Origin of the sequence: Serratia sp. SCBI, assembly GCF_000747565.1 — a bacterium.
Lineage (GTDB): Bacteria > Pseudomonadota > Gammaproteobacteria > Enterobacterales > Enterobacteriaceae > Serratia > Serratia ureilytica.
On the sequence record NZ_CP003424.1, the window covers coordinates 1088397 to 1110258 of the forward strand.

Genomic DNA, 21862 nt, shown 5'->3' on the forward strand with positions numbered 1-21862 from the left:
ATATCAGCAATATGCGCAGGTCCCGGCAGCGTGGGTTCACGCTGCTGGAAATCATGGTGGTGATCGTCATTCTGGGGCTGTTGGCCAGCCTGACCATCCCAAGCCTGATGGGTAACAAGGAGAAGGCCGATCGGCAAAAGGCCGCCAGCGATATCGTCGCGCTGGAGAACGCGCTGGATATGTACAAGCTGGATAACGGCCGTTATCCCAGCGCGGAGCAGGGGCTGGCGGCGCTGGTGACCCGGCCGACGCTGGCGCCGATCCCAAGGAATTATCCCGAAGACGGTTATATCCGCCGCTTGCCGCAAGACCCCTGGGGGCAAGCGTATCGTCTGCGCAACCCGGGGCGCCATGGCAAGCTGGATGTGTTCACGCTGGGGCCGGACGGTGTCGCTGATACCGATGATGACATCGGTAACTGGGTGGCCGACGCGCCATGAGGCGCATACGCGGTTTTACGCTGCTGGAGACCATGTTGGTATTGCTGCTGCTGGGGGTGACCAGCGGCCTGGTGATGCTGAGTTTTCCAGCGGATGAGAAGCCGTTGGCGCAGCAGGGGGAGCGATTGAGCCATTGGCTGAATGCTCTCGCCGAGCGGGCCGAGCGCGAAGGGGTGAGGTATGGCGTGGCGTTCGATGACGGCGGTTGGCGCAGCGTCGCCGAAGCGGGGCGGGAGAGCCGGGAGCAGTACGCTCTGCCGGACGGCGTCGCGCTGCGGCTGAGCGTTGAAGGGCAAACCGTCGCGCTCGCCGCAGAGGCGGCGCTGCCGCAGGTGTGGCTGTATCCGGGGGGCGAAACCACGGCGTTTAGCGTGGAGCTATCGCAGGGCAAGTGCCTGTGGCGATTGCAGGCGCCCGGTTACTTTGTATTTGAAACGACGGACATTCGTTGCAATGACGCGGAAAATGAGACGCCAGCAGGGCATGACGCTGCTGGAAGTGATGGTGGCCCTGATGATCTTCGCCATCGGCTGTCTGGCGCTGATCAACAGCACCGGCGGCCAGGTGCGTAGCCTGAGCGCGATCGAAGCCAAGACCGTGGCGCTGTGGGTGGCGGACAACCAGCTGACGCTGCTGCAGCTCGATCCCCGCCCACCGACGCTCGCCTGGCATTCGGGCACCACGGTGATGGCCGGTGAAACCTGGCACTGGCGCTATCGCGGGCGGGAGACCAGCGACGCCGGGATGCGGGCGATCGCGATTGAAGTCAGGCGCGCCCCGCAGGATCGCAATGCGCTGGTGGAAATGCTCGCCTACAGGGCGTTGCCGTGAAGCGCGCTTTGCAACGGGGTTTTACGCTGGTGGAAATGCTGTTGGCCATCGCCCTGTTCGCCATGCTGTCGCTCACCGCATTGACGGTCTTCAGAGGCGTGCTGAAAAACGACGAAATCACCCAGCGCAAATCGACGCAGTTGACCCAGCTGCAACGGGCGCTGGCGATCGTCGAGCGCGATTTGACGCAGGCGCAGGCGCGCGCGCCGACCGGCGATAAACGCTGGCCGGCGGCGCCGGAGTTTGCGGTGCTGCAGACGGCGGGAGAGGAAGGCGGCGATTTTCAGCTGCTGCTGATCCGAAACGGCTGGCCGAACCCCCAGGCTCGATTGCCGCGCGCCACGCAGGAGCGGGTGGCGTATCGCTACCGGCAGGGGCGGCTCGAACGCCTCAGTTACCCGAATTTGAGCAGCCCGCAGGCGGCGGCGCGCAGCGTGCTGCTGCTGTCTGAGGTGACGCGGTTCCAACTGCGTTTTTACCGGCAGGGCGAATGGTTGACGGCCTGGCGCGCCGGCGGGCTGCTGCCGCAGGCGGTGGAGATCGCCATCGACACCCCCGCGCTGGGGGAAGTTCGGCGCATCGTCACGTTGCCCGCCGCGAGGCCATTATGAATAAACAACGCGGTATGGCGCTGTTGATGGTGTTGCTGATGATGTCGCTGATGGCGATCGTGGCGGTCAATATCAACGATAACTGGCAGCGTTCGCTGGCGCGCACCCAGTCTCAGCAGGATCGGTTGCGGGCGAAATGGTTGCTGCTGGGCGGCGAGAGCTACGCCCGGCAGCGGCTGCAGCAGGCGGGAGAGCAGCGGAAGGCGTGGGGGGCATCAGGGGTGACCTTCAGCATGCGCACCGAAGAGGGGAAGTGGCGATACGTCTGCGCCGCGTTGACGCCTGTTTCAACCTCAACGCCCTGATCCGCGCCGCCGGCCCGGCGGATGTCGGCGATAGCGAGGGGGAACCCCAATAAGGAGAGGCGAATATTCATGCTGCTATTGAACAATCAGGGGATCGCCGCTGCCCAGGCGGGCGCGATTGCCGATGCGATCGTCGCCAGAGCCTATGGCGAAGGATATCTGATGGGGGATGTCAGCGAGCTGCGGGAGCTGGCCGGCATCGACCGCGAGCTTTATCTGCGTCTTGCGCCGCTGCTTTGTGCGGCGCCGGATGCCGAGCTGCGCCTCAATCCGGACGCCGTGAACGACGCTCAGCTGCCGCTGCTGCGGGCGATGTTGATGAACGCGCTGAGCGATGAGCGGCTGCGGGCGCTGCTGGCGGCCCGTCCGCCGCATGGCTGGCAGACGCTGGCGTTTTTGTCGCAGGAAAAAGCGCTGCAGGCGCTGGGCGAGGATGGCCTTGGCGAGCGACTTATTTTCGACGATAACCGCTGGATTGCGCAGCTGCAGCTTAGGCTGAACGACGGGCGCTATCGGCTGGTCAGCGCGTTGCAGCCGGGCCCGTCAGGCGTCACGGTCAGCGGACGTCGGTTCGACAGAGGGGAAGGGTAAACGATGGCGAACACCATCCTGCTTATCGCGCTGGACGATGATGCGATGGCCGATGTGCGCTGGGGCCGCGTCGGCGAGACGCGCTGCCGCTTTGCCGCCCGCCTCGATCTGGCCGAAGGCGGTAGTGAGTTGGCGGCTATGGCGCAGGGCAGCCGGGTCGTGGTGCTGGTGCCTGCCCGTCATGTGGTGCTGAGACAAACGACATTCCAGGGCAAGGCCCGGCAGGCGACGCCGCTGGCGCTGGCGTACTCCCATGAGACCGGATTGTTAACCGATGTCGAGCAGATGCATTGGGCGGTGCTGGGCAAGGTGCAGCGCGATTTCACTATCGCCGGCGTTGCGCTGGCGCAGATGCAAGGGTGGGTTGATAGCCTCAACGCCTGCGGCATTCGCGTCGATGCCCTGCTGCCCGACGTGCTGGCGTTGCCGTTGCCGAACCAATGCAGCGCACTGCGCTGGCGCGGACACTGGCTGCTCCGAACGGGGGGCATGCAGGGCATGCAGTTGCCCGATGCCTGGGGGGACAGTGTCCCGTGGCCGACGCCGGATTGGTGTCTGCACAGTGGCGGAGAGGTGCCGGCGGGCTGGGAAACGGCGCGTATCGATGAGGATCCGCTGTGGCGATTGGCGGAAGAGGCCTGGAACAGCACATCCACGCTGTTGCAGGGGCGTTTCAAACCGGGCGTGCGCTGGCCGCGCCGTCTGCCCGATAAGACCGCCTGCGCGATGCTGCTGCTCAGCGGTTCGCTGCTGGTGGGGGGCTTGCATCACCAATTGAAGGCCAGACAGAGCGAAAGCCAGATAACGGCGCTGACTCAGCGCCTGCTGCCGAGTGGCGAGACCGCGCCGGCGTTCGCCGAACGGGCGGCGCAAGCGTGGGCACGGCGTATGCAAGACACCCTGAATGCGCCGCAGCTGTTCAGGCTGTTGCCCTACGCGGCCGAGGCGCTTGCTGTCTGGGAACCTCCGCAGTTGCAGGCGCTGGCTTTCGACGCTGCCGACGATCGTTTGGTGGTGACGGTAAACAGAAACGACGCGCCGCTGCCGGCGCCGGTCAACGACGGTGGCGTCAGCATGACGTTCAGCGAGGGAAGCGCGCCTAACCAGGCGATCCTGACGGTGAGAGGTGAGCGATGAACATCGGTTGGCGCGATAAGGCGCTGCGGCGGGCAGTGCTGTTAAGCCTGTTGATGCTGATGGCCTGCGGCTACTGCCTGTATCAATTTTCACAGGCGCAAAAAAACGCACAACGGCTGGCGGCGCTGCGGGAGCAGGCGCGCGTCATCCAACAATTGCAGGCGCGTTTGCCGCAGAGCGCCGCCGCGCGCGAGCAACTGCCGGAGCGACTGCGACAGAGTGCGCTGGCATATCGCATCGCCATCGCCGAACTGACGGAAAGTGAAGGGGATGTGCGGGTCACGCTGCCGCCCGTGCCGTTTGAACGCCTGTTGCCGTGGCTGGCCGCCCTGCAACGCGAGCACGGGATCCGCGTGCTCTCACTCGCCGCAGAACGTGCGGGGCAGGCGCCGGGTGTGGTGCAAATAAGCCAACTGCGGGTAACGGCGCAACCGGCGATGTCACCCACGCGACGACAATAGAGGATCCAGAGAACCATGCTATCCGCAATAAACGCAGTGGCCGATGAACACTGGCTGCTATTTAGCGCTGTGTTGAGCCTGTGCATCGGCAGTTTTATCAATGTGGTCGTTTATCGGCTGCCTGTCATGCTTGAGCGCGAAATGGAAATGGCGCAGGCCGAACGATTTAATCTCTTTTTGCCGCGTTCATTCTGCCCGTGTTGCACAATGAAAATATCGGCGCTCGATAATATTCCTTTATTAAGTTGGCTGCTGTTGCGCGGTCGCTGTCGTTATTGTCGCACGCCTATTTCCATCCGTTATCCACTGGTGGAGTTATTGCTGATGCTAATGGGAATAACGCTGGCCTGGCGCGTCGGCATCGGTGTGGATTGGTTTTTCATGTTGGCGTTTGCTGCATTGCTGCTGGCCTTGGCGGCGATCGACAGCGAGCGTCAGCTGTTGCCGGATTGCCTGACGCTGTCGCTGCTGTGGGCCGGGCTGTTGTGGCATTGCCTGGCGCACCCGGCATTTTTGCCGACGGCGGTCATCGGCGCGCTGGCGGGGTATTTGACGCTGTGGCTGCTGTATTGGGGATTTCGTCTCGCGACCGGACGCGAGGGGCTGGGATACGGCGATTTTAAACTGCTGGCGGCGCTCGGCGCCTGGGGCGGCTATGCCGTTTTGCCGTCGATTCTGCTGTTTGCCGCCACCGGCAGCCTGCTGTGGCTGCTGCTGCGGGTGTGGCGCGGCGGCGATGGGGCGCAGCCCCTGCCTTTCGGCCCGGGGTTGGCGGCGGCGGGCGCCGGCGCGGTAGCCTGCCAGTGGCTTGCGCTACCGCTGGCGGGTTAACGGAGCTGGGCTAAAAACGGCGCCAGCGTTCGGTTGAGTCCGCTGCACTTCTCTTGCAACGGCGTGGCGTCGGCCTCCAGCTGCGCGGCGACGTTTTTGCCTGCATCAAGCAACTGGGTGCGATTAAGCGCCGGCGCCCAGCCTTTTCTCTCCGCCGCCTGCAACGCCGCCGCCGCGAGTGGGTCGTTGGCCGGGATATCGGCGCGGTTGCAGCGTTCTCTCAGAAACTGGCCGGCACCGACCAGCGATGACAGCTGGTCGCGCTGGATGGCGGCGTCAGGGGCCGATTTGGCGGCGTGCTGACAGCCGGATAACAGCAGGCATGCCATGAACGCCGTGGCGATGTTTTTCAATGTCACGTTATTTTCCCTGTGGAATTAATTGGCGCGGTGTCGGTATTTTCTTGCGCCGCATGGCGGCGCTTTACGAGGTCAGGAATATTTTAACCCTTTATCATGCGGTTTAATATTCTGACGGCATTAGGTTTTATTATTTTAATGCATTCTAAGTGCCGGGCGTTCAGGGCTTCTACTTATTATTCCTCTCGCGGTATCGCCGCATCTCTTTGAGTTTCTTCTCACTCAGTTGGAATCCAATAAATTTAACTGGAGTCGTAATGAAATTATCCAAAATCGCCCTGATGATGGCAGCGCTCACTGCCTCCTCGGCCGCCTGGTCGCACGGTTATATCGAAGTGCCCGAGAGCCGCGCTTACAAGTGCAAGCTGGGCAGCAACACCGACTGCGGCCGAGCGCAGTGGGAACCGCAGAGCGTCGAGCAGGTTTCCGGCTTCCCTGGCGGCGCGACGCCGCGCGACGGCCAGCTGGCCAGCGGCGGGGTGGGCGGTTTCGAGCCGCTGGATCGTCAGGGCGTCAACGTCTGGGCGTTGAACACCATGAAGCCGGGACCGCAGACGTTCACCTGGTACCACACCGCCAAGCACAAAACCAATAACTGGCGTTATTACATCACCAAACAAGACTGGGACGTGAATAAGCCGCTGTCGCGCGAGGCTTTCGAAAAAGAGCCGTTCTGTGAAGTCGATGGCCATGCTCAGGCGCCAAAAGATCGCGAAGTGCACCAGTGCGTGGTGCCGGAGAGAACCGGCTATCAGGTGATTTATGGCGTGTGGGAAATCAATGACACGGTGAACAGCTTCTATCAGGTGGTTGACGTCAACTTCGAGGACGACGGCGTCGTGTCCGAATGGCGCAAGCAGCTGCAAGGCTCTCTCACCGGCAAAAACCTGCAGGTTGGCGACAAGGTGATCGCCCGCTTCTTCGATGCGGACGGTGAAGTGCTGACGATGAAAACCGAGCTGGCGATCGACAGTGAGGCGCTGACCGACAAAAACCGCTGGAGCCACGCGTTGGCCAGCAAGATCAACGCCGAACAGAAAGCGGTGCGTGCCGGGGTGAAAGACGGTAAAGGCAACGTCAATCCGGTGTTTGGCAATAATGCGGTCTTTGCCAAACAAGGCAGCACGATGAAGAGCGTGGTGATCTCCTATGAGGAAGAAACGCCGGCTATCACCGAAGAGATCCGCATCGGCAACCTGTCCAGCACCAAGATCAAGGACGGTAAAGCTCAGCTGACCTTCAATGCCGAGGTTAAAGGCAAATTGACCGTTGAGGCGCGCGTTTACGATCACGGCCAGACGGAAAAAGGCTACGTGAAAGAGACGCTGGAAGACGCCAGCCAGCCGCTGACCATCGCGCTGAACAACGTCAGCGAGGGCCACCACATGCTGAAAGTGATCGCCAGCAACGACAATGGGCAGAGCATTCAGCCGGATATCGAAAACTTCAATCTGGAAGCTGAATCCACCGGCGGTGGCGGCAATGGCGACTACAACTTCGTCTTCCCGAACGCGCTGAGTAAATACACCGCCGGCACCACGGTGCTGCAACCGAAAGACGGCAAGGTTTATCAGTGCAAACCTTTCCCTTACAGCGGTTACTGCATGCAGTGGAACAGCGGCGCGACTCAGTTTGAGCCGGGCGTGGGATCCAACTGGCAGGACGCCTGGGTCGTGAAAAAATAAGTGCGAATCGGATAGTCAAGCGGCCAATGATGGCCGCTTTTAAAGGAGCTTTATGTCACACGAACCTGCCCGTTACGATCTTTTCAGTCGGTTACTGCATTGGGGCATTGCCGCCGTGATGATCTACGTCATGATCGTGGGTTATTCACTGCATTTTATGACGGATGCGCGCATCTTCGCCTTTTTCTCCGTGACCAATATGTCGTTGGCCTTGGTGCTGACACCGCTGATGGCGGCGCGCTTTATCTGGCGTTTTTCCGGCCTAAAGTGCCTTATGGCGATATGCTGCAAGGGCACGAGAAGGGGTTGGTGCATTTGCTGCACGAAATATTCTACCTGCTGATTTTCGTGGTGTTGCTGAGCGGATTTCTCATGCTGGAGCACGGCTTTGCGGTTTTCGGCGCGATCGATTTCCCCCGTCCGATTGCGAATCTTGAGGTTAATCGTTTCTTTTTCGCCGTGCACCGTTATTCATGCATCGCGCTGTCGGCCATGATTGTGCTGCACATCGCGGCGGTGATTAAGCATCACTGTTTCGCCCGGCGGGCGATTTTGCGCCGCATGCTCTGAGCCTGGCGGTGATGGATCACGCCGCCCGGCGCGGCGGCGTGGCAGCGATGGCCTCAGGGATATTCGCCGCGATTTGCACCACACAGGCAATGTGAGGCGAGTGTCTTCACGCGTGAATAGCGTTAAGGCGTAATACCCCGGGCATTAACCGAGAATTGTTGCTATTTATTATTAACGGCAAAGATGAGTGTAATTAACATTCCGTTGTCAATAGGAAAATGACCTATTCAACTTGAACATTGAAGCCGATAAAAGCATCGGCTCAACGCGTTGGGGGCTGATTATCTGACATATTTCCAAACGGAGGTGGGGATTTTGTCATACAGCTTGTTCATGGTCAGCTCCGCCAAACGATGATCGGCGGCTGAGTAAAACAGCTCTAGTTCATCATCGGAAAGCTCGTACTTATTTTTTTCAATAACACGTTCGAGAGTATCAATCGTGGTGCATTTACGTAAACGCATCAGATAGTCGGTTTTAGTCATGGTGGCCTTTTAGTTTAATAACCGTAAAATAGCTCGGGAATAATTATCCCCTAAGTTTTCATTGTCGTACAGATGTCCTCTCCTGAGAACATTCTGAATAATCTCGCCTTGGTTTTTTGCCAGCGGCGCAGGTCGGAATCATTGATACCGTAGCTGCTGAACAGCGTATAGGTATCGTCGAGATATTCCTCGACTAACTCCGACAAATCGGATTCGTCCATGTATTTAATTTTATAACTCATCACAAACGAAGCGATATGTTCGATCAACTCATTAAGCTGAAGGTTGACGGAGGATGTCGGATCGTTGACCCACCCGTGGTGGCTGTCTCCCAGGGTGGCGATACCTTCATCATACAAATTTTCGCACAAGAATTTGAGTTGAGCAATGTCGTGTCGCTTAGGCGAATACTCATCCATATCATCCCCTCCGTAAGTCTTAATGGCGGTGTTGATAACACTATGTGAGTAAGCTGATTTACATCATGAACGGAGGCAGCTTAACGGTGGTTAAATAAACTTCCCGTAAAATGAATATAAATCATTTTTTCGCGTTTGGCCTGCAGTTATTACGTAAACTTACAATTCATCCGCGGTTGATGGGCGTGAGTTATCAATGATGTCGAAGATTAAACCCCGTTGCGCCACACGGAACCGGACGCTATCGCTGATCGTGTCTTCGCTGTTGATATCCAGGCAAGCATTAAAAATGCCCCACTTATAGCGATAACTCATTGAATAATCGCTGTCACCTTGTTGCACTATATCAAGTATTTCTAATGAATCTTCGGCATAGCGTGCGCTTTCAGAATAAAAACTGAGTCCGCTGGTCAGCGCCGGCACTAACTCCGCAATATTGTCATTAATCACTTTCTTTTAATTTTTTAACAGAAAGTGCGTTGACGTCCAGGTTACAGGCAAGGGTAACAAGCATTAATCTCGGCCAACAACAATGTTATCTGCTCATCTTACTCCTTTTCCACTCGCGCCGGTAAATTTTTCGATTTACCGCTGTTTTTTTTACCTTCCGCCAACATTTTTGCCGAACGGGAATATCCCTGAGTTTGATAAGGGGGCGAGGGGGGGACCTGCTGCGCGACGAGCTGTTACGTTCCGTTGCATTAATGAGTCCGGCAACGCTTGAGACATACCATTAATTGTGATGTTATATTATAACCATAAATCTGCTGCTTTGGTTATTCCCTTGATTCCCACTTCGCAAAATGACGCCGCGTCGTCACTGAATTCGTTGTTCACCACCTCCGCGGCCGTGCGCTGTGCGGGCGCTATCGTTTTGTTGACTCTGCTGTGGCTCGGCATTTTTTGGGCGGTGTCGCTGCCATGATTTCATTACGTCAGCTGGCGATAGGCTATGGCGCCACGCCGCTTTTCCCGCCGCTGAGCGGGCAGTTTAGCGCCGGTTCGTTAACCGCGGTGGTGGGCGTCAACGGGGCAGGGAAATCGACGTTGCTGAAAACGTTCGCCGGTTTGTTGCCGCCCTTGGCGGGTCGCCTGGACTTTAGCGGTGAAAAGCCGCCGCGCAAGGCTTATTTACCACAGCAGGCGGATCTGGATCGGCAATTCCCGATCGCGGTGAGCGATCTGGTGGCGATGGGATGTTGGCCGCAAAGCGGCATGTTCGGCGGTATGAACCAGCGTGCGGCGAGCCAGGTTAATGAGGCGCTGGCGAGCGTCGGCATGAGCGCGCTGGCGCACAGTCCGGTGGGCGAGCTCTCCGGCGGCCAGCTGCAGCGGGTGCTGTTTGCGCGCCTGTTGGTCCAACAGGCGCCGTTGATCCTGCTGGATGAACCCTTCACCGGCATCGACAGCGCCACTACGCAGATCCTGCTGCAGGTGATCGCGCAGCTGCACCAGCAGGGGAGAACGGTGATCGCCGTCCTGCATGACATGTCGATGGTCGCCGAGCATTTTCCGCAGGTGCTGTTGCTGACCCCGCAGGCGTGTCATTGGGGCGCGGCCGAGCGCGTGCTGGAACAGGTGCCGCGGTATCTCGCCGCCGAACGGCAGCCGGGCCTACGGGTGGTGGCGCCATGATGCTGTTGCATGGGCTTATCGACCCTTTTCTCTCTTTCGGTTTTATGCGACGCGCATTGATGGCGTGTCTGGCGCTGTCGCTCAGCGCCGCCCCGCTGGGGGTGTTTCTGTTGCTGCGCCGCATGAGCCTGGTGGGGGATGCGTTGTCCCACGCGGTGTTGCCCGGCGCGGCAATCGGTTATCTGATTTCCGGCATGTCGCTGGTGGCCATGGGCGTGGGCGGCTTTATCGCCGGGCTGGCGGTGGCGATGTTGTCCGGCCTGGTGAGCCGCCGCACGCCGCTGAAAGAGGACGCCAGCTTCGCCGGATTCTATCTGGGGTCGCTGGCGCTCGGGGTCACGTTGGTCTCGCTGCGCGGTTCCAGCGTGGATCTGCTGCACGTGCTGTTCGGTTCGATTCTGGCGGTGGATGCGCAGGCGATGCTGATGGTCGGTGCGATCGCCACGGTGTCGCTGCTGGCGCTGGCGGCGCTGTACCGCGCGTTGGTGATCGAGTCCTTCGACGTCACTTTCCTGCGCGTTAACGCGCCGCGCCGGTTGGCGCTGATCCACGGCCTGTTTTTGGCGCTGGTGGTGGTCAATCTGGTGGCGGGGTTCCAGGTCCTCGGCACCCTGATGTCGGTGGGGCTGATGATGCTGCCCGCCGCCAGCGCACGCTTCTGGGTGCGCAATCTGCCGCAGACGCTGGCGGTGGCGATGGGCATCGGCGCGCTGTCCAGCCTGATTGGGCTGGTGTGGTCCTACTACGCTTCGCTGCCTGCCGGTCCGGCGATCGTGCTCAGCGCCAGCGTCATCTTCTTTGTCTCGATCCTGTTTGGAACGCGTGGAGGCATTTACGCCTTTGCGCGCCGTTGAGAAGTGCCATTTGCAAGGAGAAAATATGAAACGTTTACCTATATCGCTGGCGGTCGCTGCTCTGCTGGCCAGCCCATTGGCGATGGCGAAGACCGTCGACGCCGTCGCCAGCTTTTCCATTCTGGGAGATATCGTTAAACAGGTAGGGGGCGATCACGTCAAGGTCAGCACACTGGTGGGGCCAGATGGCGATCCGCACAGCTTCGAGCCTTCACCGCAGGATGGCAAGACGTTGGCGCAGGCCGACGTGGTGTTCGTTAGCGGCCTGGGGCTGGAAGGGTGGATCGATCGCCTGGTCAGCGCTTCGGGTTATAAAGGACAGGTGATTACCGCGTCACAGGGCATCAACACCCGCCAAATGGAGGAGGACGGCAAACCGATTACCGATCCCCACGCCTGGAACAGCATGAAAAACGGCGTGCAGTACGCCACCAACGTGATGAACGCCCTGATCGCCGCCGATCCCGAGGATGCCAACTATTTTCGCCAGCGCGGTGCCGAATACATTCAGCAGTTGCAAAAGCTGGATCTGTGGGCCAAAACCCAGTTCGCCGCTGTGCCGCCGCAGAAACGTAAGGTGCTCACCAGCCATGATGCCTTTGGTTACTTTGGGCAAGAGTATGGCGTCACCTTCCTTGCGCCGGTCGGATTTTCCACCGAGGCCGAAGCCAGCGCCAGCGATGTGGCCGGCCTGATCAAGCAAATCAAACAGGAAAAAGTTAACGCTTACTTTATCGAAAACCAGACCGATCCGCGGCTGGTGAAACAGATTGCCGCCGCCACCGGCGCCAAGGCGGGCGGCGAGCTGTACCCTGAAGCGCTCTCGCGCGTGGGCGGCCCGGCGGCCACCTATGAGCAGGCGTTCAAGCACAATGTCGACGCGCTGCTGAGCAGCATGAAGTAATCTCCGCCCCCGCTTGCCGGCGGGGGCAGCTTGCAGGCACTTTCTCGCCATAAAAAAAAGACCCCGTTGAGCAGCAACGGGGCTTTGCGACAGATGACACTTTGGAGTTAACGCTTTTTCTTACGTCCCTGTACCGCTTTGAATCGCGGATTGCTTTTACAGATCACATAGATGCGGCCACGACGACGCACGACTTTGCAATCCGGGTGGCGATTTTTCGCCGAACGCAATGAACTCAATACCTGCATGGGGGTTCCTTGTTACTTATTGCCGATAAAGCGGCCAAAGCGCTGCTGGAAGCGCGCCGTGCTGCCTTCTTTGGAATAGTCTTTCTGCTTGCCGGTGTAATACGGATGCGAAGCGGAAGAGACGTCGAGGGTGACATACGGCCAGCTTTCGCCGTCCAGCTCGATGGTGCGATCGGTTTTGATGGTCGATCCCACTTTGAAGTAGGCGTTGGCGCTGACGTCGTGGAACACCACGGTGCGATAATCGGGATGGATGCCGGGTTTCATAATGGCTCTCTCATGTAATGTTATACTATAACAACAATTATGCGCCGACCGGGCATCACGATCAAGCGTAAATTGCACACACGAGTGAATTAATGAGAACGGTTTGCATTAAGCAACTGAAGCAAAAGAAAAAGGCCGCATGCGCGGCCTTTTCGATTATCGGGTAGAAATTTCTTCACTGAACGATCAGTGATGTTCTACCGGGTGGCTGTGTTCCAGGTCTTCGTTCTTCTTGCTGAAGCGGCGGCGAACCACCACGAAGAACACCGGTACGAAGAAGATCGCCAATACGGTCGCGGTGATCATCCCGCCCATTACGCCGGTACCTACCGCGTTCTGTGCGCCGGAGCCTGCGCCGCTGCTGATAACCAGCGGCAGAACCCCGAGGATGAAGGCCAGGGACGTCATCAGAATTGGACGCAGACGCATACGCACCGCTTCCAACGTCGCTTCGATCAGACCTTTGCCTTCTTTCTCCATCAGATCCTTGGCGAATTCCACGATCAGGATGGCGTTCTTCGCCGATAGACCGATGGTGGTCAACAGCCCCACCTGGAAGTACACGTCGTTATTCATGCCGCGCATCGTCGCGGCCAACAACGCACCGATAACCCCCAGCGGCAATACCAGCATGACCGAGAACGGCACGGACCAGCTTTCATACAGCGCCGCCAGACACAGGAACACCACCAGAATCGAGATGGCGTACAGCGCCGGCGCCTGGTTGCCCGACAGACGTTCCTGATAGGACATGCCGGTCCAGTCGTAACCGATGCCGCTTGGCAGTTTGGACGCCAGCTGTTCCATCAGGTTCATCGCTTCACCGGTACTCTTGCCCGGTGCAGCCTGGCCCAGAATTTCCATCGACGGCAAGCCGTTATAGCGTTCCAGACGCGGTGAGCCGTATTCCCATTTCGCCGAAGAGAAGGCGGAGAATGGCACCATCTGGCCGCTGGTACCGCGCACGTACCACTTGTTGATGTCTTCCGGCAGCATGCGGAATGGCGCTTCGGCCTGTACGTACACCTTCTTCACACGACCGCGGTCGATGAAGTCGTTGACGTACGAACCGCCCAGTGCGGTGCTCAGCGTGCTGTTGATGGTGGTGATGCTCACGCCCAGCGCCTTGGCTTTCTCCTGATCGACGATCAGTTTGAACTGCGGCGTATCTTCCAGGCCGTTCGGGCGCACGCCCACCAGCACGTCCGGATGCTGAGCAACCATGCCCAACAGCTGGTTACGCGCTTCGGTCAGTTTTTCGTGCCCCAGGCCGCCCTGGTCAATCAGCTCGAAGTCGAAGCCGGTTGCGGTACCGAGTTCGATGATCGCCGGCAGGTTGAACGGGAACACCAGGCCTTCTTTAATCTGCGAGAAGGCGCCCATGGCGCGACCCGCGATCGCTTCTACCTTGTTCCCGGCCCCTGGACGCTCACCCCAGTCTTTCAGGCTGACGAATGCCAGGCCGTTGTTCTGGCCGTTACCGTTGAAGCCGAAGCCCGCGACGGTAAACACCGAAACCACGTTGTCCTTTTCCTTGTTCAGGAAGTAGTCGGAGACTTCTTCCAACACCTTGTTGGTGCGGGATTCGGTGGCGCCGGCAGGCAACTGCACCATGGTCAACAGGATGCCCTGATCTTCGTCCGGCAGGAACGAAGAGGGCAGGCGCAGGAACAGCAGGCCCATGCCAACCACGATCAGCAGGTAGATGATCAGGTAGCGGCCGGTGCTGCGCAGGATGTTGCCCACGCTGTCGGTATAGTGATGCGTGCTCTTCTCGAACATGCGGTTAAACCAGCCGAAGAAGCCCGTTTTAACCCCGTGATCGCCTTTCGGGATCGGTTTGAGCAGGGTGGCGCACAGCGCCGGCGTCAGGATCAAGGCCACCAGCACCGACAGCGCCATCGCGGACACGATGGTGATCGAGAACTGACGATAGATGGCGCCGGTTGAACCGCCGAAGAACGCCATCGGCACGAATACCGCCGACAGCACCATGGCGATACCCACCAGCGCGCCCTGGATCTGGCCCATCGATTTACGGGTAGCTTCTTTCGGCGGCAGCCCCTCTTCGGACATGACGCGCTCGACGTTTTCCACCACCACGATGGCATCATCCACCAGCAGGCCGATCGCCAACACCATGCCGAACATCGTCAGGGTGTTTATCGAGAAGCCGAACGCCGCGAGTATCGCAAAGGTCCCCAGCAACACCACCGGCACCGCGATGGTTGGGATCAGCGTCGCGCGGAAGTTCTGCAGGAACAGATACATCACCAGGAATACCAGGATGATGGCTTCGATCAGCGTTTTCACCACTTCGTTGATGGAGATCTTAACGAATGGGGTGGTGTCGTACGGATAAACCACTTTCATCCCTTGCGGGAAGAAGGGCGCCATCTTGGCCAGCTCGTCTTTCACACCTTTGGCGGTGTTCAAGGCGTTGGCGCCGGTCGCCAGTTTGATACCCAGGCCGGCGGCAGGCTTGCCGTTATAACGCGCGGTAACGGCATAGCTTTCCGCGCCGCGCTCAATGTGAGCGACGTCGCGCAGGCGCACCTGGGAACCGTCGGTATTGACCTTCAGCAGGATCTTGCCGAACTCTTCCGGCGAAGTCAGACGGGTCTGCGCGATGATCGAGGCGTTCAACTGCTGCCCCGGCACCGGCGGCAGGCCGCCCAGCTGGCCTGCGGCGATCTGGTTGTTCTGCTCGGTGATGGCGGAGGTCACATCCGTGGTCGTCAGCTGGTAGTTGTTCAGCTTGTTCGGATCCAGCCAAATGCGCATCGCGTACTGGGCACCGAACAGCTGCACTTCACCCACGCCGGACGAACGGCTGATCGGGTCCTTGATGTTGGACGCCACGTAGTCCGCAATATCGTCCTGAGTCATGTTCGGATCGTCGGAAACGAAGCCGGCCACCATCAGGAAGCTGCTGCTGGATTTTTCTACTTTCAGGCCCTGCTGCTGAACTTCTTGCGGCAGCAGCGGGGTGGCCAACGACAGTTTGTTCTGGACCTGAACCTGTGCGATGTCAGGATCGGTGCCGGACTCAAACGTCAGGGTAATGGTGACGCTACCAGAGGAATCACTGGTGGAGGACATGTACATCAGGTTATCGATACCGTTCATGTTCTGTTCGATAATCTGTGTGACGGTATCCTGCACCGTTTTGGCATCTGCGCCCGGGTAGTTGGCGGAAATACTCACCGCCGGCGGTGCAATAGTGGGATACTGCGCGATTGGCAGTTTCATTATTGCAAGCACCCCCGCCAACATGACGATGATGGCGATTACCCAGGCGAAAATTGGGCGGTCTATAAAGAACTTAGCCATGTATTACAGGCTCCTTTTTATGACTTCTGCGCTTCAGACTGCGGCTGTTTTTGCGCCTGAGTGTCAACTTCCTGCACTTTTACCTGCGCGCCCGGATGCACTTTCATCAGGCCGGTGACGATGACGCGATCGCCGGCTTTCAGGCCATCGGTAACCAGCCATTTGTCGCCAATCGCCTGGTCCGCCTTCAGCGTGCGCAGCTCAACTTTGTTGTCTGCCCCTACCACCAACGCCGTCGCGTCGCCGCGCGGGTTGCGGGTGACGCCCTGTTGAGGCACCAGCAACGCATCGCTGCGTACGCCTTCGTCCAGACGGGCGCGCACGAACATGCCAGGCAACAGCGTATCGTTCGGGTTAGGGAACAGGGCGCGAATGGTGATGGAGCCGGTGGTCTCATCGACGGTGACGTCGGAGAACTCCAGCGTGCCTTCCTGCGCGTATTCGGTGCCGTTTTCCAGCATCAGTTTCACTTTGGCCTTGCCGTTTTCCTGCTTCAGCGCGCCGCTGGCCAGTTCTTGCTTCAGGCGCAGGAAGTCGGTGCTCGACTGGGTGACGTCGACATACATCGGATCCAACTGCTGCACGGTGGACAGGGCGGTTGCCTGGCCGTTGCTGACCAGCGCGCCTTCGGTCACGGCGGATTTGCCGATGCGGCCGGAGATCGGAGAGGTCACCTTGGTGTACGCCAGGTTGATGCGCGCGGTTTCCACGGCGGCCTTAGCGGCCACCACGGCGGCATCCGCTTGCTGCAGCGTGGACACGGCGTTGTCATAGTCCTGCTTGCTGATGTAGCTGGTGCCCAGCAATGGCTTGTAGCGGTTTACCGTCACGCGCGCGATGGAAGCGCTGGCCTGCGCTTTGGCCAAATCGCCTTTCGCGCTGTCGTAGCTGGCCTGATAGGTCGCGGGATCGATTTGGTACAGAGACGTCCCGGCCTTGATATCGCTGCCTTCAACGAAGTTACGCTTCAGGATGATGCCGCTGACCTGAGGGCGAACTTCGGCGATGCGATACGCAGCGGTGCGGCCAGGAAGATCGGTAGTGATATTGAGAGGCTCGGCCTTCAAAGTGACTACGCCCACTTCAGGAGCCTGCTGTTGGGCGCCTTGCTGTTGGGTTTCTTTATCGTTACATCCTGTTAGCACTAAGCTGCCTGAAAGCATCAGAACGGCCGCCAGAGGCGTTAACCCTCTGTTTTTGTTCATAGAAAAACCTCAAGTGTCCGATTTCAAAATGATCAATGGATCACAAGCTTTAAAACCCATTGCTGCGTTAATTATATGTGCGTGCTATGGTACATACATTCGCGAATGTATGTAAATCACACTCCCCCTAAATAACAATGCCATGGCACGAAAAACCAAACAGCAGGCGCAAGAAACCCGACAGCAAATCCTCGATGCTGCGGTGAGAGAGTTCTCTGAACGTGGCGTTGCTGCAACGTCACTGACAGATATTGCCACCGCTGCCGGGGTTACGCGTGGAGCCATTTACTGGCACTTCAAAAATAAGGTAGACCTGTTTAATGAAGTTTGGGAATCTACCGAGCCGAAAATTGACCAGCTCGAAACAGAGTATCAGGCAAAGTTTCCCGATAATCCACTGCGGGTTATCCGGGAAATTCTGATTTACATTCTGACGTCTACGGTTGAAGACGGCCGCAGGCGGGCGTTGATGGAGATTATATTCCACAAATGCGAGTTTGTCGGTGAAATGATGCCGCTGCTGGATTCGCGCAAGGTGTTGTACCTCGCCGGCTACGAACGCATCGAAGCGGTGCTGTATAACTGCATTCACCACGAGCAATTGCCCGCCGATTTGCATACCCGCCGTGCGGCGATCATCCTGCGCGGTTATATCACCGGCCTGATGGAAAACTGGCTGTTTATGCCGGAAAGTTTCGATCTGCGGGCCGAAGCCGAAGCGCTGGTCGATGCGTTTTTGGAGATGCTGCAGTTTTGCCCCACCTTGCGCCTCAACCCCGACGTCGACCGCCTTCCTTTATAAGGAGAGATTTCATGTCATCAGTTGTTCTCATCGCCAACGGCGCCGCCTATGGCCATGAATCCTTGTTCAATGCGCTGCGGTTGGCCATCGCGCTGAAAGAGCAGCAAAGCAGTCTCGACCTGCGGCTGTTTCTGATGTCCGACGCGGTGGTGGCCGGGCTGGCAGGACAGCAGCCGCACGAAGGATACCATCTGCAGCAGATGCTGGAGATCCTCACCGCGCAGCAGGTGCCGGTCAAGCTGTGCAAGACCTGCGCCGACGCGCGCGGCGTCAGCCGCTTGCCGCTGGCGGACGGCGTGGAGATCGGCACGCTGGTCGAACTGGCGCAGTGGACGCTGGCGGCGGAGAAAGTGCTCACTTTCTGATTTCGCGACAACGGGACATCACCGGCAACGTTTTTGTTGTTCGTTGCCCGCCGGCGATCGTGATAATCTTCAGGCTTCTTAACCGATCCGAAGCTAAATCATGCATCGCTGGTTGACTCTGCCCTCTCTGACGCCGCGCTCGTTTGTCGGCGCATGCCGGCGGCGCATCGCCGCCGCGACACTCCTTTTCCTGATTTGCACGCTGAGCTTGCCGGTGCAGGCGGCGCTGAACGGCGATTTGCCGCAGCGCAGCGAAGTGCAAAGCCAGCTGGAAGCGCTGAACAAGCAAAAAGCCCTGACGCCGGTCGAAAAGCTGTCCCAACAGGATTTAACCCGCACGCTGGAGCTGCTGGACGCCATCGAGCGCAATCGGCAGGATGCGGCGCAGCTTAAACAGCAGGTGCAGCAGGCGCCGGCGAAGCTCAATCAGGTGACCGCCGAGCTGGATGCGCTGAAGCGGCCGACGGACAGCGCGGCGGCGCGCGCCGCGCTGTTGCCGCTGTCGCTGCGCCAATTGGAAAGCCGGCTGTATCAAACGCTCGACGAGCTGCAAAGCGCGCAGGAGAGCCTCTCTACTTACAACAGCCAACTGGTGTCGCTGCAAACCCAGCCTGAACGAGTACAAAGCACCATGTACGCCGCTTCGCAGCGCCTGCAGGAGATCCGCAGCCAGCTCAGCGGCCAGACGCCGGGGCAAGATTCGCTGCGCAACAGCCAGCAGGTGATGCTGACCACCGAGCAGGCGTTGCTCAACGCACAGCTTGAGCTGCAGCGCAAAAGTCTGGAAGCCAATACCACGCTGCAGGATCTGCTGCAAAAACAGCGTGATTACACCACGGCGCATATCGACGCGCTGGATCGCTCGGTGCAGTTGCTGCAGGAGATCGTCAACAGCAAACGTTTGACGCTGTCTGAAAAGACCGCTAAAGAGGCGCAAAACCCGGAAGACGCCACCGATATCCAGCGCGATCTGTTGGTCAGCAAACAGCTGGACGTCAACCGCCAACTGAGCCAGCGGCTGATCGCCGCCACCGAAGAGAGCAACACCCTGTTCCAGCAGAACATTCGGGTCAAAAACTGGCTCGACCGCGGGCTGCAGGCGGAGCGTAACCTTAAAGAACAGATCCAGGTGCTGAAGGGCAGCCTGGTGCTGTCGCGCATCCTGTATCAGCAGCAGCAGAGCCTGCCGCAGGGCACGCTGTTGGCGGATATGGACACGCGCATCGCCGATTTGCGGCTGGAGCAGTTCGATATCAATCAGCAACGCGACGATCTGTTCAAGGGAGAGGATTACATCAACCAGCTGGTGGCCGAAAGCAAGGAAAAGGCCGGCCCGGAGGTGATCGACGCGTTAAACGAGATCGTCGATATGCGCCGCGAACTGCTGGATCAGCTGAACAAGCAGCTCAGCAACCAGCTGTCGCTGTCGATCAACCTGCAGATCAATCAGCAGCAGCTGACCAGCGTTTACGGTTCGCTGCAAGATACGCTGACCCAGCAGATTTTCTGGGTTAACAGCAACAAGCCGGTCGATCTGGCGTGGCTGAAGGCGATGCCGGAGGCGGTGCGCGATCAGATTGCCGGTCTCGATCTCAAATTCGACGGCGGCAAGCTGGTGCAGGGCGGGCTGAATGCGCTGGTGTTCCTGATCCCTATGCTGTTGGCGATCGGGGTATTGCGCTGGCGCTACCGGCTGATCGACGGCCATTTGCAAAAGCTGGCCAACGACGTGGGGCAACTTAAGCGCGACGGCCAACTGCACACGCCGAAGGCCATCGCGCTGACCTTGCTGAAAGTGTTGCCCGGCGCCGCGTTACTCCTCGGCGTCGGTTTCTGGATGTATCGCGCGGATTTCGGCATCAGCGACTTTATATGGGCATTGTCGCAGCAGCTGGCGCTGTCGTGGCTGGTGTTCGGCTTCAGCTATCGCATGCTGAAACCGGACGGCATCGCCGAGCGGCATTTCAACTTCGGCGCCAACCTGTGCGCGCATTACCGCCGTCAGACGCTGCGGCTGGGGTTGGCGCTGCAGCCGTTGATCTTCTGGTCGGTATTGGGCGAGAAAGCGCCGCTGCGTCTGGTGGAAGACGTGATCGGCCAGATCGTGGTGATGTTGACGCTGGCGCTGCTCACGGTGCTGGTGTTCCCGCTGTGCCGCGACAGCTGGCGTGAAAAAGGCTCGCATGCCGTGCGGCTGGTGGTGGTCACCGCGCTGGCCGCCACGCCGCTGATCCTGCTGGGGCTGATGTTCGCCGGCTACTTCTATACCACGCTGCGGCTGGCCAGCCGCTGGATAGACAGCCTGTATCTGTTTTTCCTGTGGAATATCGTATACCTGACCGCGCTGCGCGGCCTGAGCGTGGCGGCGCGGCGTCTGGCTTACCGGCGCGCGTTGGCGCGGCGGCAAAACGTGGCGAAAGAAGGAGCCGAAGGCGGCGAACCGGTGGTGGAAGAGCCGCCGCTGGCGCTCGATCAGATCAACCAGCAGTCGCTGCGCCTGACCACCCTGGTGCTGTTCGCCATCTTCGCCAGCGCCTTCTACGCCATTTGGTCGGATCTGGTGACGGTCATCGCTTATCTGGACAGCATCACGCTGTGGCATTACACCAGCACCGTGGCGGGCAGCAGCGTGTCGCAGGCGGTGACGCTGGGCAACATGATGGTGGCGATCGCCGCAGTGATTGTCGCCTACGTGCTCACCCGCAACTTGCCCGGTTTGCTGGAGGTGGTGGTGCTGTCGCGGTTGCAACTGCGGCAGGGGGCGTCTTACGCCATCACCACCGTGCTCACTTACCTGATTACCGCCGTGGGCGCCGTGGTTGCGCTGGGATCGCTCGGCGTATCCTGGGACAAACTGCAATGGCTGGCCGCCGGTCTGACGGTCGGGCTGGGCTTCGGCCTGCAAGAGATCTTCGCCAACTTCGTCTCCGGCCTGATCATTCTGTTCGAACGCCCGATCCGCATCGGCGATACCATCACCATCGGCACCTTCTCCGGTTCGGTCAGCAAGATCCGCATTCGCGCCACCACCATTACCGACTTCGATCGCAAAGAGGTGATCATTCCGAACAAGGCGTTCGTCACCGAGCGTCTGATCAACTGGTCGCTGTCCGATACCATCACCCGCGTGCTGATCAAGGTCGGCGTGGCCTACGGCTCCGATCTCGACAAGGTGAAAAAGGTGCTGCTGCAGGCGGCGCACGACAATCCGCGGGTGATGACCGATCCCGAACCGCAGGTGTTCTTCCTCAACTTCGGCGCCAGCACGCTGGATCACGAACTGCGGCTCTATGTGCGGGAACTGCGCGATCGCAGCTACACGGTGGACGAACTGAATCGCTCAATCGACCGCTTGTGCCGGGAAAACGGCATCGACATCGCCTTCAATCAGCTGGAGGTGTATCTGCATAACCAGCAGGGCAATGAAGTGCAGGAAGTGAAAAGAACGCTATCGCCGGACGACGGCGGCCAGACGGCGGCGGATAAGCAATGAGAGGCGAAAGGGACAGCGGCGCTGTCCCCGG

25 protein-coding genes and 1 pseudogene are annotated in these 21862 nt (G+C 59.2%); 18 read left to right on the forward strand and 8 right to left on the reverse strand.

The window, feature by feature from the left end:
• Window positions 1-11: 11 nt before the first annotated feature.
• The 9 genes from gspG (at window position 12) to SERRSCBI_RS25220 (ending at window position 5207) form a co-directional block, all read left to right on the forward strand.
• Window positions 12-440 carry a type II secretion system major pseudopilin GspG gene (gene gspG / locus SERRSCBI_RS05025; RefSeq protein WP_033644207.1) on the forward strand — a complete coding sequence of 143 codons (429 nt, stop codon included), beginning with the start codon at window positions 12-14 and terminating at the stop codon, window positions 438-440.
• The gene (locus SERRSCBI_RS23750; RefSeq protein ID WP_071883532.1) at window positions 437-1012 is read left to right on the forward strand and encodes a prepilin-type N-terminal cleavage/methylation domain-containing protein; all 576 of its coding nucleotides are present in this window, start codon (window positions 437-439) and stop codon (window positions 1010-1012) included. Before gspG ends, SERRSCBI_RS23750 begins: the two co-directional genes overlap by 4 nt.
• The gene (gene gspI, locus SERRSCBI_RS05035; RefSeq protein WP_042783794.1) at window positions 924-1271 is read left to right on the forward strand and encodes a type II secretion system minor pseudopilin GspI; all 348 of its coding nucleotides are present in this window, start codon (window positions 924-926) and stop codon (window positions 1269-1271) included. The genes SERRSCBI_RS23750 and gspI overlap by 89 nt, the downstream gene beginning before the upstream one ends.
• Complete coding sequence (gene gspJ / locus SERRSCBI_RS05040) at window positions 1268-1882, forward strand: type II secretion system minor pseudopilin GspJ (protein WP_042783795.1); 615 nt, start codon at window positions 1268-1270, stop codon at window positions 1880-1882. The genes gspI and gspJ overlap by 4 nt, the downstream gene beginning before the upstream one ends.
• Window positions 1879-2187 (forward strand): type II secretion system protein GspK, encoded by a 309-nt coding sequence (locus SERRSCBI_RS24995; protein WP_042783796.1) that lies wholly within the window; start codon window positions 1879-1881, stop codon window positions 2185-2187. Before gspJ ends, SERRSCBI_RS24995 begins: the two co-directional genes overlap by 4 nt.
• Window positions 2188-2256: 69 nt before the next feature.
• A complete protein-coding gene (locus tag SERRSCBI_RS25000) occupies window positions 2257-2778 on the forward strand; it encodes a type II secretion system protein GspK (RefSeq protein ID WP_042783797.1) in 522 nt (173 codons plus the stop codon).
• A gap of 3 nt (window positions 2779-2781) precedes the next feature.
• Window positions 2782-3915, forward strand: a complete 1134-nt coding sequence (gspL, locus tag SERRSCBI_RS05055; RefSeq protein ID WP_042783798.1) for a type II secretion system protein GspL — start codon at window positions 2782-2784, stop codon at window positions 3913-3915.
• Window positions 3912-4376, forward strand: a complete 465-nt coding sequence (gspM, locus tag SERRSCBI_RS05060; protein ID WP_042783799.1) for a type II secretion system protein GspM — start codon at window positions 3912-3914, stop codon at window positions 4374-4376. Before gspL ends, gspM begins: the two co-directional genes overlap by 4 nt.
• A gap of 15 nt (window positions 4377-4391) precedes the next feature.
• A complete protein-coding gene (locus tag SERRSCBI_RS25220; protein ID WP_049866650.1) occupies window positions 4392-5207 on the forward strand; it encodes an A24 family peptidase in 816 nt (271 codons plus the stop codon).
• Here SERRSCBI_RS25220 and gspS read toward each other — a convergent pair.
• Complete coding sequence (gene gspS, locus SERRSCBI_RS05070) at window positions 5204-5566, reverse strand: type II secretion system pilot lipoprotein GspS (protein ID WP_033642100.1); 363 nt, start codon at window positions 5564-5566, stop codon at window positions 5204-5206. The two genes, SERRSCBI_RS25220 and gspS, sit on opposite strands and share 4 nt — an antisense overlap.
• 257 nt (window positions 5567-5823) lie before the next feature.
• Here gspS and gbpA point away from each other — a divergent pair, with 257 nt between their 5' ends.
• The 3 genes from gbpA to SERRSCBI_RS25330 all read left to right on the forward strand — a co-directional run bounded on the left by gbpA (window position 5824) and on the right by SERRSCBI_RS25330 (window position 7821).
• Window positions 5824-7251 (forward strand): N-acetylglucosamine-binding protein GbpA, encoded by a 1428-nt coding sequence (gbpA, locus tag SERRSCBI_RS05075; protein WP_042783800.1) that lies wholly within the window; start codon window positions 5824-5826, stop codon window positions 7249-7251.
• A gap of 130 nt (window positions 7252-7381) precedes the next feature.
• Entirely contained in the window at window positions 7382-7594 is a 213-nt protein-coding gene (locus SERRSCBI_RS25325; RefSeq protein WP_369795927.1) for a hypothetical protein, read from the forward strand.
• A complete protein-coding gene (locus tag SERRSCBI_RS25330; RefSeq protein ID WP_369795928.1) occupies window positions 7534-7821 on the forward strand; it encodes a cytochrome b in 288 nt (95 codons plus the stop codon). Before SERRSCBI_RS25325 ends, SERRSCBI_RS25330 begins: the two co-directional genes overlap by 61 nt.
• 281 nt (window positions 7822-8102) lie before the next feature.
• On the opposite strand, the gene SERRSCBI_RS05085 is transcribed toward SERRSCBI_RS25330, so the two are convergent.
• The 3 genes and pseudogenes from SERRSCBI_RS05085 to SERRSCBI_RS05095 form a co-directional block, all read right to left on the reverse strand.
• Window positions 8103-8306: an HHA domain-containing protein gene (locus SERRSCBI_RS05085; protein ID WP_004940313.1), complete on the reverse strand. Its 204-nt coding sequence runs from the start codon at window positions 8304-8306 to the stop codon at window positions 8103-8105.
• Window positions 8307-8356: 50 nt separating this feature from the next.
• The gene (gene tomB, locus SERRSCBI_RS05090; RefSeq protein WP_004940312.1) at window positions 8357-8725 is read right to left on the reverse strand and encodes an Hha toxicity modulator TomB; all 369 of its coding nucleotides are present in this window, start codon (window positions 8723-8725) and stop codon (window positions 8357-8359) included.
• 159 nt (window positions 8726-8884) lie between these two features.
• Window positions 8885-9239, reverse strand: a pseudogene (locus tag SERRSCBI_RS05095) (hypothetical protein).
• Between the two features lie 407 nt (window positions 9240-9646).
• Here SERRSCBI_RS05095 and SERRSCBI_RS05105 point away from each other — a divergent pair.
• From SERRSCBI_RS05105 to SERRSCBI_RS05115, 3 genes are read left to right on the forward strand one after another with little or no spacing between them, the layout of a single operon-like run.
• Complete coding sequence (locus SERRSCBI_RS05105; RefSeq protein WP_042783802.1) at window positions 9647-10360, forward strand: metal ABC transporter ATP-binding protein; 714 nt, start codon at window positions 9647-9649, stop codon at window positions 10358-10360.
• A complete protein-coding gene (locus SERRSCBI_RS05110) occupies window positions 10357-11214 on the forward strand; it encodes a metal ABC transporter permease (protein ID WP_042783803.1) in 858 nt (285 codons plus the stop codon). Before SERRSCBI_RS05105 ends, SERRSCBI_RS05110 begins: the two co-directional genes overlap by 4 nt.
• 25 nt (window positions 11215-11239) lie before the next feature.
• Window positions 11240-12118 (forward strand): metal ABC transporter solute-binding protein, Zn/Mn family, encoded by an 879-nt coding sequence (locus tag SERRSCBI_RS05115; RefSeq protein WP_042783804.1) that lies wholly within the window; start codon window positions 11240-11242, stop codon window positions 12116-12118.
• Window positions 12119-12225: 107 nt separating this feature from the next.
• On the opposite strand, the gene ykgO is transcribed toward SERRSCBI_RS05115, so the two are convergent.
• From ykgO to sdeX, 4 genes are all read right to left on the reverse strand, one after another.
• Window positions 12226-12366 carry a type B 50S ribosomal protein L36 gene (gene ykgO / locus SERRSCBI_RS05120; protein WP_004940304.1) on the reverse strand — a complete coding sequence of 47 codons (141 nt, stop codon included), beginning with the start codon at window positions 12364-12366 and terminating at the stop codon, window positions 12226-12228.
• Between the two features lie 12 nt (window positions 12367-12378).
• Window positions 12379-12633, reverse strand: a complete 255-nt coding sequence (locus SERRSCBI_RS05125; RefSeq protein ID WP_004940303.1) for a type B 50S ribosomal protein L31 — start codon at window positions 12631-12633, stop codon at window positions 12379-12381.
• Between the two features lie 186 nt (window positions 12634-12819).
• On the reverse strand, window positions 12820-15966 hold the full coding sequence (sdeY, locus tag SERRSCBI_RS05130) for a multidrug efflux RND transporter permease subunit SdeY (protein WP_033651107.1): 3147 nt from the start codon (window positions 15964-15966) through the stop codon (window positions 12820-12822).
• Window positions 15967-15983: 17 nt separating this feature from the next.
• Window positions 15984-17171 carry a multidrug efflux RND transporter periplasmic adaptor subunit SdeX gene (gene sdeX, locus SERRSCBI_RS05135; RefSeq protein ID WP_033642108.1) on the reverse strand — a complete coding sequence of 396 codons (1188 nt, stop codon included), beginning with the start codon at window positions 17169-17171 and terminating at the stop codon, window positions 15984-15986.
• Between the two features lie 142 nt (window positions 17172-17313).
• Between sdeX and acrR the strand changes: the two genes are divergently transcribed.
• The 3 genes from acrR (at window position 17314) to mscK (ending at window position 21831) form a co-directional block, all read left to right on the forward strand.
• Window positions 17314-17973, forward strand: coding sequence for a multidrug efflux transporter transcriptional repressor AcrR (gene acrR, locus SERRSCBI_RS05140; protein WP_033642109.1), 660 nt, complete (start codon window positions 17314-17316; stop codon window positions 17971-17973).
• An 11-nt stretch (window positions 17974-17984) separates the two neighbouring features.
• Entirely contained in the window at window positions 17985-18338 is a 354-nt protein-coding gene (locus SERRSCBI_RS05145) for a DsrE/DsrF/TusD sulfur relay family protein (protein WP_042783805.1), read from the forward strand.
• 100 nt (window positions 18339-18438) lie between these two features.
• Window positions 18439-21831, forward strand: coding sequence for a mechanosensitive channel MscK (mscK, locus tag SERRSCBI_RS05150; RefSeq protein ID WP_042783806.1), 3393 nt, complete (start codon window positions 18439-18441; stop codon window positions 21829-21831).
• The last annotated feature ends 31 nt before the right edge of the window (window positions 21832-21862 follow it).